This is a genomic window from Agromyces ramosus, from assembly GCF_004216665.1.
Lineage (GTDB): Bacteria > Actinomycetota > Actinomycetes > Actinomycetales > Microbacteriaceae > Agromyces > Agromyces ramosus.
In genome coordinates, this window is the sequence record NZ_SGWY01000004.1 from 316,347 (window position 1) to 330,726 (window position 14,380).

General features: G+C 72.8%; 9 protein-coding genes. 5 read left to right on the forward strand and 4 right to left on the reverse strand.

Translation table 11 applies throughout. The annotated features are described in order from the left end of the window. Positions 1 to 38 precede the first annotated feature (38 nt). Complete coding sequence (locus EV187_RS17785) at positions 39 to 3,044, forward strand: helix-turn-helix transcriptional regulator (protein ID WP_242609705.1); 3,006 nt, start codon at positions 39 to 41, stop codon at positions 3,042 to 3,044. 74 nt (positions 3,045 to 3,118) lie between these two features. Beyond that, on the forward strand, positions 3,119 to 3,376 hold the full coding sequence (locus tag EV187_RS17790) for a zinc-ribbon domain-containing protein (RefSeq protein WP_130354396.1): 258 nt from the start codon (positions 3,119 to 3,121) through the stop codon (positions 3,374 to 3,376). Positions 3,377 to 3,420: 44 nt separating this feature from the next. On the opposite strand, the gene EV187_RS17795 is transcribed toward EV187_RS17790, so the two are convergent. Beyond that, on the reverse strand, positions 3,421 to 4,938 hold the full coding sequence (locus tag EV187_RS17795; RefSeq protein WP_130354397.1) for a leucyl aminopeptidase: 1,518 nt from the start codon (positions 4,936 to 4,938) through the stop codon (positions 3,421 to 3,423). Beyond that, complete coding sequence (locus EV187_RS17800; protein WP_207221886.1) at positions 4,935 to 6,635, reverse strand: MFS transporter; 1,701 nt, start codon at positions 6,633 to 6,635, stop codon at positions 4,935 to 4,937. Before EV187_RS17800 ends, EV187_RS17795 begins: the two co-directional genes overlap by 4 nt. A 131-nt stretch (positions 6,636 to 6,766) precedes the next feature. On the opposite strand from EV187_RS17800, the gene EV187_RS17805 reads away from it, so the two are divergent. Further along, positions 6,767 to 8,326: an SLC13 family permease gene (locus tag EV187_RS17805; RefSeq protein WP_130354399.1), complete on the forward strand. Its 1,560-nt coding sequence runs from the start codon at positions 6,767 to 6,769 to the stop codon at positions 8,324 to 8,326. Positions 8,327 to 8,337: 11 nt separating this feature from the next. Next, positions 8,338 to 9,702, forward strand: a complete 1,365-nt coding sequence (locus EV187_RS17810; RefSeq protein WP_130354400.1) for a threonine/serine exporter family protein — start codon at positions 8,338 to 8,340, stop codon at positions 9,700 to 9,702. 7 nt (positions 9,703 to 9,709) lie between these two features. Here the strand turns inward: EV187_RS17810 and EV187_RS17815 are convergent, their stop codons facing one another. Further along, complete coding sequence (locus EV187_RS17815) at positions 9,710 to 10,825, reverse strand: DUF998 domain-containing protein (RefSeq protein WP_130354401.1); 1,116 nt, start codon at positions 10,823 to 10,825, stop codon at positions 9,710 to 9,712. 101 nt (positions 10,826 to 10,926) lie between these two features. Here EV187_RS17815 and EV187_RS17820 point away from each other — a divergent pair, with 101 nt between their 5' ends. Further along, entirely contained in the window at positions 10,927 to 11,991 is a 1,065-nt protein-coding gene (locus EV187_RS17820; protein ID WP_130354402.1) for a LacI family DNA-binding transcriptional regulator, read from the forward strand. Between the two features lie 61 nt (positions 11,992 to 12,052). On the opposite strand, the gene EV187_RS17825 is transcribed toward EV187_RS17820, so the two are convergent. Continuing rightward, positions 12,053 to 13,756 carry a glycoside hydrolase family 32 protein gene (locus EV187_RS17825; RefSeq protein ID WP_207221887.1) on the reverse strand — a complete coding sequence of 568 codons (1,704 nt, stop codon included), beginning with the start codon at positions 13,754 to 13,756 and terminating at the stop codon, positions 12,053 to 12,055. Positions 13,757 to 14,380: the final 624 nt, after the last annotated feature.

Sequence of the window (14,380 nt, forward strand, 5' to 3'; positions counted from 1 at the left end):
CCGGTGTCGGTGGAGCGTGGCACCATGAGAACGTGAGCATGTCAGCGCCCGCGATGATCGGCCGCGACACCGACCTCGCGAGGCTCAACGAGCGTCTCGACGAGGTGCGTGCGGGCGCGCCGTTCACGGTCATCATCGGCGGCGAGGCCGGCATCGGCAAGACCCGGCTCATCCGCGAGTTCGAAGCCGGCCTTCCCTCCGACGTCCGGCTGCTCGCCGGCCAGTGCGTCGACCTCGGCAGCGTGGCGGCGCCGTACGCGCCGGTCAAGACGGCGCTGCGCACGCTCGTCGCCCAGGAGGATGCCGAGCGGGTGCTCGAGGCCGTGGGCCCCGGGCGGGCGGCGCTCATCGCGCTCCTTCCCGAGCTCGCGGCGCCCGGCGCCGAGCCCGTGCCCGCCGCGTCGACCGCGCAGGCCGCGGCGGGTGCGGCGACCAGCCAGCTGCACGAGGCGATCGCGGTGCTGCTCGAGACGTTCTCGCGCGAGCGGCCCATCGTCTTCGTCATCGAAGACCTGCACTGGATCGACGCGGCCAGCCTGGCCCTGCTCCGATTCCTCATGCGCGCGCTCGGCTCGAGCCGCGTGCTCACCGTGCTGAGCTATCGCACCGAAGACGTGACGCGGGGGCATCCGGTTCGCGACTTCCTCTCCGAGGCGGAGCGCGACCGGTGGGTCGAGCGCCGGGAGCTCGGCCGGCTCAACCGCGGCCAGGTCCGCAAGCTCACGAGGTCGATGATCGTCGACGAGACTCCGAGCGCGAGGGTGCTCGACACCGTGTTCCGCCGCAGCGACGGCGTTCCCTTCTTCGTCGAGGAGCTGGTCGGCATCGACGGATGCCGCGACGAGGGCTTCGTGCCCGACACGCTCCGCGAGCTGCTGCTGGCCCGCTACGAACGCCTGCCCGAGTCGGCGCAGGAGCTGCTGCGGCTCATCTCCACCGGTGGCGTCCGCGTGTCCCACGCCATGCTCGCGCAGGTCTACCGCGGCACCGACGACGAGCTCGACGCCGCGGCACGCCGGTGCGTCCAGTTCGGCGTGCTCACGGTCGACGGCGACGACTACTCGTTCCGTCACGCGCTCGTGCGCGAGGCGATCCTCGACGACCTCCTCCCGGGCGAGCGCGCCCGGTTCCACGCCCGCTACGCCGAGGCCTACGAGGCGGCCGCCGCCGCGGGCACCCGGCGCGTCGCCGCCGAGATCTCCTACCACTGGCTCGGTGCGCACGATGCGGCCCGGGCCTTCCCCGCGACGATGCAGGCGATGCGCGAGGCGCGTGCCGCCGCCGCGTACGCGACGGCGGCCCAGCTCGGCGAACGCGCGCTCGGCCTGTGGGACGTCGTTCCCGACCCCGAGGCGGCCGCGGGCATGAGCAAGCTCGAGCTCATGGGCCGCACGGCGTCCTACCTCCGCAACGCCGGCGAGGGCGAGCGCAGCCTCGCGCTCATCAAGTCGGCGCTGGCCGAGTGCCCGCGCGACGACCCGAACTACCCGAGGCTGCTGCGCGACAAGGGCCTCTACCTCGCGAACGTCGGCAAGGGGGGATCCGTGGCCGTGCTCGAAGAGGCGCTCGCCGCCCTCGACGCGCGCGGCGACACCGGTCCGAGCGACCTCCGCGCCACCACGCTCACGGCGCTGGCCGGTCGGCTCATGATCGACGGCCGCCTCGACGACGCCGTCGAGACCGCCGATCGCGCCCTCGCCGTCGCGAGCGAGATCGGGTCGCCACGGTACGCGTCGATCGCCACGAACATCGCCGGCATCAGCCGCGCCGATCGCGGAGACGTCGAGGAGGGGCTCGCCCTTCTCGAGCGCGCGCGAGAACTCGCCGAGGGCGACGGCGTGGCGCTGCTGCGCTACTGGGTGAACGCCTCCGACCAGCACTACCTCGTCGGCAACTACCACGAGGCGGTGCGGCTCGCCGAGGAGGGTCTGGCCCAGTCGCGCGCGCAGGGCGTGGAGCGCAGCTCCGGCGTCATCCTGGCCTCGAACGCGGTGGATCCGCTGTTCGCGCTCGGGGAGTGGGAGCGCGCCGACGAGCTCATCGATCGCGCGCTGGCACTCGATCCGCCCACCGCCGACACGGTCTACCTGCTGCGCGCCCGCATCTGGGCGCAGCTCTGGCGCGGAGAGACCGAGGCCGCGACCCGGCTGTACCGCGGCGCGCGTCCGGCGATGTCCGCCGTCATGGAGGTCGAGATGCAGACCCGCCTCGGCGTGGGGCGCGTCGCCGCCGAGCTCGCGCTCGCGAACGACGACCTCCCGGGCGCGTGGCACGAGGTCCGCCCGCTCCTGCACGAGCAGTACCCGCCGCTCGCCGGCTACGCGCTGCCGTTCCTGTGGGTGGGGGCCCGCGTGGCGGCCGCCGTGCGCGCCCGGCCGCACGCGGTCAGCGAAGCCGTCGCCGACGAGGTCGAGGCCTCGGTGCCCGAATTGCGCGGGCTGCTCGAGCAGATGTCGTACTGGCCGACGCATCCCGTGTGGGCGGCGCTCTTCGAGGCCGAGCTCGCCGAGGCGGCCGAGGGCGCCGGCGCCGGCGATGCCGGTACCGACGTCGGCGCGTGGCGGGCGGCCGTCGAGGCGGTCGCCGCACCCGAGGCGCCCGGGTTCCTCGTCGCATACGCGCTCCTGCGGCAGGCCGAGGCCGAGCTGGCCGGGGCCGACCGCACGGCCGCTCGCGCCTCCCTCCAGGCGGCGCTCGACGTCGCCGACTCGGGCGGCGTGGTGGCGGTGCGCGATCGCGTCCTGCGTGTCGCATCGGCCGCCGGCCTGTCGCTCGAGGGCGTGGGCGGCGGTGCCGGCCTGGCCGTACCCGAGATCGGCGTGGCTGGTGCGCCGTCCGATGCCGACGTACTGGCGGCGGCCGAGCTCACCGCACGCGAGCGGCAGGTGCTCGAGCTCATCGCCGAGGGCCTGAGCAATCGCCAGATCGGCGAGCGCCTCTTCATCAGCGGCAAGACCGCGAGCGTGCACGTCTCCGCGATCCTGCGCAAGCTCGGCGCGGCAACCCGCACCGAGGCCGCGTACCGGGCCGGCGCGTTGCGCTGACGCACGCACACGCACGTGCGCGCGACGACCGCAAGTCCCTCCCCTCGCACGGCCGTGATCCGTAGCATCCGAGGATGCTCCTGATCTTCGGCACCACGCTGCGCGACCGCGTGCTCGCGGTCGTGTCCTTCGTCTGCGAATACTGCCGCACGCCTGCGTCGCAGGAGGTGATCGAGAGCGCCACGCGGTTCTCGGTCTTCTTCATCCCGCTGTTCACGGTCTCCCGGCGCTACGTCGTGGTCTGCTCGAACTGCGGCGGTACCACGGCCCTGACGCGCGAACAGGCGACGCACGGTCTCGAATGGGCGGCGCGCAACCGCCAGGTCGCCTGAGACGCGTTCCGGCGGCGCGCACGAGGCCGACCGGGGCCGCGCCGTCACTTGGTCGGCTGGAACCCCCGCGCGATGTCGATGAGCAGCCGCGCGCCGAATCCGGTCGCGCCCTTCGAGCGCCACGAGTCGTCCTCGCCAGACTGCATGGTGCCCGCGATGTCGAGGTGCGCCCACGGCGTCTCGCCCACGAACTCGGCGAGGAAGAGCGCGGCGGTGGTCGCGCCGGCGTACGGGCCTCCGAGGTTCGACAGGTCCGCGACATCCGAGTCGAGCTGCTTGCGGTACTTCCGCTCGAGCGGCAGCTCCCAGACGGGCTCGTCCGTCGCCGCGGCGGCCGCCTTCACCCGAGCGACCGTCGACGCGTCGTTGCCGATCACGGCGGCGACCGACGGTCCGAGCGCCATCAGGGCCGCGCCCGTGAGCGTCGCGATGTCGATGATCGCGTCCACGCCGTCCTCGTTCGCGAGCACGAGGGCGTCCATCATCGCGAGCCGGCCCTCGGCGTCGGTGTTCTTCACCTCGACGGTGGTGCCCCCGCGTGCGGTGAGCACGTCGCCGAGCTTGTAGGCCGACCCCGAGGGCATGTTGTCGGTGCACATGAGCCAGCCGGTCACGGTCGCCGTCGCGCCGAGCGCCCGAAGCGCCGTGAAGGCCGCCAGCACGGATGCCGCGCCGCCCATGTCCATCTTCATGAGCAGGTGCATGGGGTCCGACGGCTTCAGGCTGATGCCGCCCGAGTCGTACATGATGCCCTTGCCGACGAGCCCGAGGTGCCCGCTGGACGCTCCGGCCGGCGTGTACCTCAGCTTCACCATGCGCGGCTCCTCGGCGCTGCCGGCGTTCACGCCGAGCAGGCCGCCGCAGCCGAGGTCGATGAGCTGCTGCCGGTCGAACACCTCGACGTCGAAGCCGAAGCGCGCCCCGAGCGCCACGGCGACGTGCCCGATGTCGGTGGCGGTGAGGTGGCCGGGCGGGCTGTTCGCGAGATCGCGAGCGATGTTCGCGGCGAGGGCGGTGACGACCCCGGTCTCGACGCCGCCGGATGCCGCCGCACGGTCGGCGCCGTCGAGCAGCAGCTCGATGCGCTCGAGGGGCGTGTCCTTCGGCTTCCGCTGCAGCTCGCTGAAGCGGTAGCGGGCGAGCACGGCGCCCTCGGCCAGCGCCTGGCCGGCGCCCGCGGCATCCGCCGTGCCGATCGAGGTCACGCGCAGCCCGATGCGGCCGAAGCGCGAGGTGGCGCGCGCGAACGCCGCCGACGCGTCGCGGAGGCGGTCGGTGCCGAGCTCCGCCGACGGGCCAGCACCGATGACGATGATGAGAGGCCGCGCCGAGCTGGGCAGCGCGATCGTCGTGCCCGACTTCGCTTCGAAGCCGGCGAACGCGAGCGCCTCGCGATCGAGGCCGATGCCGCCGGGAAGGTCGCCGTCGCTCGTGATGAGCACGCCGATCGCGTCGAGCCCCTGATCGTCGAGCTCGCCCACCACCGCGACGGCGGGCACCGCGTCGAGCGAGGGGGTCGCACTGAAGTCGTCGGGGATCAGCCTGCCGGGATCGCGCGTCATGCCAGCGCCTCCTTCTCGTCGATGGGATCGATGACGTCGTCATCGTCTGGTTCGAGCTTCTCGGGCAGGTCGCCGTCGCGCCGGCCGGGCATTCGGGTCGCCGGAACGATGGCGAGCAGCGACACCGCCGCGAGCCCGAGGAGCGAGATCTTCAGGGCCTCGAGGCGCGCCTCCGCGTTGATCAGGATGGCGGCGTCGAGCTCGGGACCGGAGGCACGGGAGCGCAGCACGTCGGCGAGCTGCTCGTTGGTGAGGAAGTTCGCCTCGCTGAAGTTCACCTGGGCGATGAGCTCGTCGGAGATCTCGGGATGCTCCTGCGCGCTCGTCAGGAGCAGCGTCGAGAGCATGCCGACGGCGAAGGCGCTCGCCACGGCGATGCCGATGCTGCCCGAGAGGTTGTGCACGAGTCCGCGCCACGCGCCGACGTCGCCGGCGAGCTGCTTCGGCGCGGCGGAGAGGAGCGTGTTGAAGACCAGCGCCACGATGGCGCCCTGGCCGAGGCCGAGGAGGATGAGGCCGGCCACCACGAAGCCCTGGCTCCACTCGCCGCGCACGGTGAAGGCGAGCAGGATGAGCGCGGATGCCACGACGATGAACCCGGCCGTCGCGAGCAGCCGCGGGGTGAAGCGACCGTAGAGGTACGCGACGAGCGTCGACGCGAGGAAGATCGACAGCGTGTACGGGATGATCGAGAACGACGTCTCGATGCTCGATCGTCCCTGCACCACCTGGATGTACAGCGGGATCAGGAAGTTCGCGGCCGTTCCGACGAAGAGCATGGTCGCCATGCATGCGGTCACGGCCCGCTCCGAGCCCGTGGCGAGCACCCGCAGGTCGAAGATGCGCGGCCGGCCCTCGCGCCCGCGGCGGCGGAGCCAGGCGAAGAACGCCTGCCCGACGATGAGGCCCGCGATGATGAGCAACGGCGCCGGGGAGAGGCCGACCACGTCGAACGGCGCCTGCGGCGTCGCCAGCCAGAGGCCCCATGTGGCGAGGCCGCTGAAGCCGAAGCTCAGGAGGATGATCCCGATCGCCGCGAGGATCGCACCGGTCCAGTCGATGGTGAGTCCGGGCTGCGCGGGCACCCGCTTCAGGCGGAAGCTGAGGAGCAGGTTCACCACCGCCAGCGCCACCATGAGCACGAACGACCAGCGCCAGCCGATCGTGTTCGCGAACCACCCGGCCAGCAGCAGGGCGAGGACGCCGGCGGCCGGGATCGCCGCGGCGAGGAAGCCGATCGCCCTGGCCTGCTGCGCGCCGTGGTAGTTCGTCGCGATGAAGACCGTGAGCGCGGGCGCGATCAGCGCGATGACGGCGCCCGACGACGCCTGCGCGATGAAGAGCATCGCGGGGCTCACGCTGAGGGCCACCGCGAGCATGGCAGCCCCGTGGATGGCGACCGCGATCTGGAACACTCCGCGGGTGCCGAACCGCGATCCGACCTTGGCGCCCAGCAGGATGAACGCCGCCATGGCGAACGTGCCGGCCGTGATCGCCGTGCCGACCGAGGTGGCCGGGGTGTCGAGGTCGGTCGTGATGCCGGCCATCGAGACGGTGAGGGCGTTGACCGCGAACGAGGCCTGGATCTGGGTCAGCACGACCACGATGAGCGGGAGCCACGACGTGGCCGCGGCCGTGATCCCCTCGCCGGTCGCCGCCGCGCCGCTCGCTCCCGTCGAACCCGTCGCTGATGTCATACATGCCCCCGGTCGCACGTCGATGCACGCGCATCGGACGGTCTCACTGTATTGCGACGCGCGCCCGTGGGGAACAGGACGGCGAACCCCGGGATCGCCCCGAAGGCGGCATCCGCCACTAGCCTGAGCGAATGGATCCCGTGGTGACGACGCTCGTCATCCTCGCGCTGGCCATCGTGGCGTTCATGTCGAATCGCGTGCCGCTCGGCATCGTCGCGATCGGCGTCGCGGTGGCGTTGTGGATCACGGGCATCCTCGACCTCGGTCAGGCGCTCGCCGGGTTCGGCGACCCGACGGTGATCTTCATCGCCTCGCTCTTCGTGGTGAGCGAGGCGCTCGACTCCACCGGGGTCACGGCGTGGGCGGGCCGGCAGGTCATCGGCCGGGCGGGCACCGGGCGCACGCCGCTGCTGCTCGTCGTGTGCCTCCTCGTCGCGGGCGTGACGGCGCTCATCAGCGTGAACGGCGCGGTCGCGGCGCTCATCCCGGTCGTGGTGGTCGTCGCCACGCGCGCCGGGTTGCCGCCCTCGCAGATGCTCATGCCGCTCGCCTTCTCGGCCCACGCGGGGTCGCTCCTCGCGCTCACCGGCACCCCGGTGAACATCATCGTCAGCGAGGCCGCGGCGGATGCGGGGGCGCGGCCGTTCGGCTTCTTCGAGTTCGGACTGGTGGGCGTGCCGCTCGTCGTCGGCACGCTGCTCGTCATCGCCGTGCTCGGGCGACGGCTGCTGCCCGATCGTGCACCGACCGCGCTGCCGCAGGACGTGAGTGCGCACGCGCGCACCCTGCGCGAGCAGTACGCCCTGCCCGAGGGCACCGAGCTCATCGGCGTGCGCCGCGGGGTCACCGAGGTGGTGGTGGCGCCGCGGTCGGAGCTCATCGGCCTGCACCTGTTCCCGGGGATGGTCACGCCGAGCGGCGATCTCGTCGTGCTCGCCGTGCAGCGCGGTGGTGAGAACCTCGTCGGCGCCGACTCGCGGCTGCGGGCCGGCGACACGCTCCTCCTCACCGGGGGCTGGGACGAGCTGCAGCGGAACACGGCCGGTCCCGACGTGCTCGTCGTCGACGATCCGGCGCGGGTGCGCCGTGCCGTGCCGCTCGGCGCGGGCGCGAAGCGGGCGATCGTGATCCTCGCCGCGATGGTGCTCCTGCTCGCGACGGGACTCGTGCCGGCGGCGATCGCCGGGCTCGCCGCGGCATCCGCCCTGGTGCTCAGCCGTGTGGTCACGCCGACGCAGGCCTACCGGAGCATCTCGTGGACGACGGTCGTGCTCGTGGCGGGCATGATCCCGCTGTCGACGGCCTTCATCACCACGGGCACGGCCGACGTGATCGCGACGGGGCTGCTCGACGTCATCGGCGACGCCTCGCCGTACCTGGCGCTCGCGGCGATGTGCCTGCTCACGATGGTGCTCGGCCAGCTCATCTCCAACACCGCCACCGTGCTCATCGTGGCGCCGATCGCGGTGGTCGTCGCGGCCGACCTGGGTGTCTCGGTGCTGCCGTTCATGATGGCGCTCACGGTGTCGGGTGCCGCGTCGTTCCTCACACCGGTCGCGACGCCGGCCAACACGATGGTGCTCGAGCCCGGCGGGTACCGGTTCGGCGACTACTGGAAGCTCGGGCTTCCGCTGCTGCTGTTGTTCCTGCTCGTCGCGGTGCTCTACGTTCCGCTCGTCTGGCCGTTCTGAGGGGATGGGCGATGGTCGACATCTCGGTGCTGGTGGCAGGAGGCGTGCTGCTCGTCGGCGTCCTGATCCTGCTGGCCCTGCACAGCCGGCGGCGGGACATTGTCGCGACCGCGGAATCCGCGGTGACCACCGGGTCGACCCCGGTGATCCGCACGGGAGAGCCGGATTCGGCCGCCACGCTCGCGGCGACCGAGTCCGTCGGCGACGCGATGATCGACGCGGGATTCTCAGGCGTGACCGTGCGGCGGGCCCTCGAGGACATCGCCCGGGTCAACGGCCTGCCGTCGAGCCAGGTCCTGGTGTTCCCGACGGCCCTGCTCGTCTCCGCGCGCGGCGAGGGCCAGCACCGCACCGGCGCGATCACGAGCGGCGAGCGGCGCCTCGTGCTGGCGCAGGTCGACGAGCTGCAGCGCACGGTCGACGCGGCCCGGAAGGGCGTGCTCGACCCCGAGTCGACGGTCCGCCGCATCCGTGAGATCCGTGCGATGACTCCGCCGTACGGCCCCATGCTGCGAGTGGTCGGCTACGTCGTGCTCTGCGGCGCGCTCGCGGCGCTCCTCGGATCGTCGTGGACCGGGGTGGCGCTGTCGGCGGGGCTCGGCGTGGTCGTCGGCGCCGCGCTGCTCGTGGGCGAGCGCCTGCCCAGCGGCTACGGCGCGCTCCTCACCGTCGGGATGGCGTTCCTCGTCGCGCTCGTCGTGTTCCTCCTGCTGCGGGCGGGGTTCGGCCCGGGGATCCTGGCTGCGCTCATCGCGCCGCTCGTCGTGCTCCTGCCCGGCGTGCTGCTCACCACCGCGGCCCTCGAGCTGTCGACCGGTCAGATGATCTCGGGAGCCGGCCGCCTCGCGGCCGGCGGCTGGCAGCTGGTGCTCCTGGCCGCCGGCATCGTCACCGCGGGGGCGATCGCCGGGGTCCCCGACTTCGACTTCACCGAGAACCCCGACGCGCTCGGTCCCGTTGCGCCGTGGATCGCGGTGGCCGTCTTCGGCGTGGGGATCGCCGTGCACCAGTGCGTGCCGCGGCGATCCATCCTGTGGATGCTGCTCGTCCTCTTCATGGCCTACGCCGCCCAGGTGATCGGCGCCGCGTTCCTCGGCGGCGTGCTCTCGGCGTTCGTCGGTGCGCTCGTCGTGGTGCCGGTGACCGCGCTGGTCGCGCAGCAGCCGCGAGGCCCGGCCGCCCTCGTGAGCTTCATGCCGTCGTTCTGGCTCCTCGTGCCGGGCGCCCTCGGGCTCGTGGGCATGACCGACCTCCTCCACGGCGACACGAGCGGGCTCAACTCGATCGTCGCGACCCTCTCGACGATGGTGGCGATCTCGCTGGGGGTGCTCGCCGGCTCGGTCGTGTCGAACCGCATGGAGCGCCCGGCGCTCTGAGGTCGGATCAGGCGGCGCGGGCGACGTCGGCGACGCCGGCGGCGGCATCCGTCGACGGCACCGTCAGCGCGCTGACGAACCGGATGAAGACCGAGATCCAGCCGAAGATGATCGAGAACGCCGCCAGCTCGAACGCCGTGAGGTTGTAGTACCCGAGCGGTTCGAACAGCACGGCTGAGGCCAGCAGCAGCACGATGCCGCCCGTGCAGAACACGAAGAAGCGCCGCGGCATGCCGCGCAGGATCCACGGCGACCCGATGAGCAGCGCGAGGAACGAGATCGACATGCCCACCGCGCAGAGGTTGTGGATCGGCGTGCTGACGTTCACCGGGACCAGGCCGACACCGGCGAGGAGCACGCCCATGATGATGAAGACGACCGAGACGACGCGCGGCGCCGAGGGCCGCTCGAGCACGCCCTGCTTCACGAGCGTCGTGAGGTCGCGGTCGACGTAGAGCGCGAACGTCGTGACGAACGCACCCCCGATGATGAGCGCGAGGTTGAACAGCGAGCTCGAGAAGTCGTCGGCCGTGCCGAGCTGGCTGAAGTGGTACTCCCACCACTGCGGGTCCTGGGCCGTCGCCATGCTGGCGAGGGTCGCCGAGGCCATGAACACGATCAGCAGCATCGCGAGCTTCGGCGTGGTGATCGACGACACCGAGAGGTAGATCCAGTACGCCGCGAGGCCGGAGGCGACGGCGACCGCGCCCATCGACGTCCAGACGTCGACGACGAGTCCCTCGAAGCTGCGCTGCAGCATCACGAAGACGACCATCGTGAGGATGAAGCCGATGATCGCGTGCACGGCGGCGACCGTGCCGACGTCGACCGAGAACTTCCACGGCTTCAGCCGGTGGCGCCACTCCTGCCCCGGCAGGTTGCGGGAGCGCCAGTAGCCGGTGGCGCCCGCACCGAGGCCCACGAGCAGCACGGCGACCGCGGCGACGAGGCCGACGGAGAGTCCACCCCAGAGCGGCCACACGCCGCCGGCGAAGAGGAGCAGGGCGATGAGGCCGGTGACCCCGGCGGCGACGGCCCCGGCGAGCAGGGCCTCGGACTCCACGGCGAGCCGGCGTCGGGGAGGGGCATCGGCGGTGGCCTGCACCGCGGTGGACGCTGTCATGGCTGGATCGTACGCCCACCGCCCGCCGGGGAGCGAGAGGTCGTCCAGGTGTCGTCTCGTCACCGCCCGGCCGCCAGGCGGCGCGCGTAGGCTCGATGGGCATGGGGCCGAGACCGGGCGGGGGGCGAGCGGATGCCGCGGCGGCACCTCGTCCGAGCATCCGCGCCGTCGCGGCGACCGCCGGCGTCTCGCCGACCACCGTCTCGCACGCGCTGAGCGGCACCCGGGCGGTGCGCGCCGAGACCCGGGAGCGCGTCATCCGAGCGGCGGAACTCCTCGGCTACACGCCGAACCGGGTCGCGAGCGGGCTGCGGCTGCAGCGCACGGGCGTCGTCGGACTCGTGAGCGATCGCATCGCCACGACCCCCTTCGCCGGCCGCATCGTGCAGGGCGCGCAGGACGCGGCCCGGGACCGCGGCGTCGTGCTGATGGTGGTCGACACCGAGGGCGACCCCGGCCTCGAGGCGCAGCAGCTCCGCTCGCTCCTCGACCATCGCGTCGACGGGGTGCTGATCGCACGGATGTCCCATCAGGAGGTGGCGCAGCCCGAGGCGCTCGGGGCCACGCCGGTCGTGCTCGTCGACGGCGTGCCGGCCGGTGGCTGGCTCGTGCCGGCCGTGGCCCCCGACGAGCACGGCATCGCGGCGACGGCGGTCGGCCGCCTCGTCGCCGCCGGCCACCGGCGCATCGCGATGGCCTCGACGACGGATGACGCCCCGGCGACCCGAGGTCGGGAGGCGGGCTTCCGGGCGGCGCTCGCCGACGCCGGTCTCGCCGCCGCGGGGAGCCGCGTCGAGCGTGGAAGCTCCGACGCGCGGGGCGGGCGGGCCGCCGGGCGCCGGCTCCTCGAGGCGCCGCCCGGCGAGCGTCCCACTGCCGTGTTCGGCTTCAACGACCAGATGGCCATGGGTGTCTACCAGGCGGCATCCACCCTCGGCCTCGAGGTGCCGGCCGACTGCTCGGTCATCGGCGTCGACGACCTCGAGATCGTGGCCGACGGCCTCGAGCCCGGGCTCACGACCATCGCGCTGCCGCATCGCGCGATGGGCCGGTGGGGCATGACGACGCTGCTCGACCGCATCGAGGGCACGTCGACGGATGTCGCGGGCACCGTGCTGCTCGCCTGCGAGCTCGTGGAGCGCGCCTCGGTGGCCCCGCCCCGCTGAGCCCGCCCGGCCGCCGTGAGCCCGCCCGGCCGCCGTCACCCGCCCGGCCCGCGCTCAGGCGTCAGCCCGCGGCGCGGTCGTGCAGGCGCTCGACCGGGGCGACCGCGAGGGGCGCCAGCCGCAGGGAGCGCAGCTCGGTGGTGCCGCCGACCGACTCGACCGCGAGGCCGTTCGCGCCCGGCGCGCCGAAGACGACGCTCGAGAGCACGGATTCGCCGCCGTTCACGAAGACCTCCACCGACGAGGCGTCGACGATCACGTCGAGCGTCACGACCCCGTCGCGCGCCGGCGCCGACGCCGTGCGCACGGTGCGGTAGGCGTCGGGCATGGTCGCCGCCGCGACGTCCGCGTCCCGGGCGACGAATGCGACCCCCGCGGCGAAGTCGACGCCGACCGTGGCGAAGGCGCCATCGCCGACCTTGACCCGGAAGCGCACCTCGGATGCGGGGTCCTCGGGGTCGGGTGCGACCGCGACACGAAGGCGGTAGGCGTCGGAGTCGGGCTGGGGGAGCGGCGTGGCCGCGGCATCCGTCACCCGCTCACCGTCGACCGTCTCGGCCTCGCCCTCGAGCGAGTCGAGCGCCTCGACCGGCGTGGAGACGAGCGCCGGCCGGCCGTCGACGGTCCGGAGCACGAGCTCGCGCACGACCGAGTCGGCACCCCCATGCCAGTCGCCGGTGGGCAGATCGCCGGCGTACGCCCAGTTGTTGAGCCAGCCGATCGCGTACCGCGCGGCGAGTCGCTCCGACTCGGGCAGGCGGGGGTCGTCCCAGGTGACGGTCGCGTAGAAATCGGCGCCGCGGTCGAGCCAGGACGGCTCGGGGTCGGCGGCGGTGAAGGACTCGCCGTTCCAGTCGCCGGTCCAGTAGGCGGTGCCGGTGGTCATGCCGTGCTCGCTGCCGTTCACGCCGGCCGCGAGCACCCAGGTGGTCTTCGCCGGGTCGCCGTCGGCCGACATCCGGAACAGGTCGGGGCACTCGAGGACGCCGAGGTCGTCGCGCTCGAATCCCGAGCGGTACGTCCAGTCCTTCAGGTCGGGCGACGTGTAGAAGCCGAGCTTGTGGCCCTCGGCGAGCACCATGAGCCACTCGCGGCGGGCGTCGTCCCAGACGATCTTCGGGTCGCGCCAGTGCTGCGCGCCCGGGTTGTCCATCACGGGATTGCCGTCGAACGGCTCGAAGCGGAAGCCGCCGTCGGTGGAGACGAAGAGCGACTGGCGCTGCACGCCCTCGTCCTGCTGCGTGAGGATCGCGATGACGGCGCCGCGGCCGAAGCCGGCGGTGTCCTCGGTGTCGACGACGGCGCTGCCCGTCTCGATGTCCCCGAGGCCGTTCGCGTACTTCTCGATGGCGACGCCCTCCTCGCGCCAGTGCACGAGGTCCGTCGAGGTCGCGTGGTACCACTCGGTGCCGTTCCCGTCGGGGTAGTCGGCGTTGTAGAGGTAGTAGTAGTGCCACGCGCCGTCGAGCCAGAACGGGCGCTGCGGGTCGTTCATCCACCGCTCGGCGGGCGTGAGGTGCACGGCCGGCCGGTAGGGACTCCAGTCGGCCGGCCGTGTGTAGCGCGGCTCCGGGTCAGCGGATGCCTCCGGCACGGGCTCGGGCGAACCGGAGTCGCCGCCGGCGCCGATGGCGATCAGGGCACCCGTGATGAGCATGATCGTCGCCGTCAGTGCGGCGACCGCCCAGCCGATGGCTCGCCGACGGCGCACGGACGCGTCGGGCGTCGCGCCGGGCGGCGCGCCGGGTCGAGGTGTTCGGTTCATGATCCTCCGTCGTGTGGTTCGCGCACCGCCGGTCACGTCGCCCCGCCTGCGCGGGGTCCGTCTCCGGAGGTGCGCCGTCGCAGCGGTTCTGTGGGAGGAGCGCAAGCGCCACTCGAGGAATCGTCGGCCACGCTACCGGCTCCAAATCGATTTGCAAATTTCGTCAGCCCGACCTCGGGGCATGAAACCGCGACCATCCGCAGCAGCCCGCTGATCTGCGAATTTGCATGCGTACGCACTGAGCCACGCGTTCGCCGAATCGACTTGACAACGTTGTCAGTCGGCGCATAGGTTCCTGTGCCGGGGGAGTACAACGCCACGTTCTCGAGATCCGACCCGCGTACCGCTCGGGCCGATCCACCAGCGAACGGAAGCGACATCAGATGAACATGCCAGGCCGTGCACCGCGCACGCACCCTGGCGTCGGCGGCGGCATCCGCCCGCCCGTCGAGCTCGTCACGGGCGCCATGGCGCCCCGGGAGTCCCGACCGGTCGGCTGACGCCGAACGGAGCCGGGCCGAGTCCGGACGGACGCCGCAGGACGTGACCACGTCCGGCCGCGGCATCCGACCCTCCCTCGCCGCACCCGCTGCGGCGGGCCCACCGGGCGGCCTCGTCGCGAGG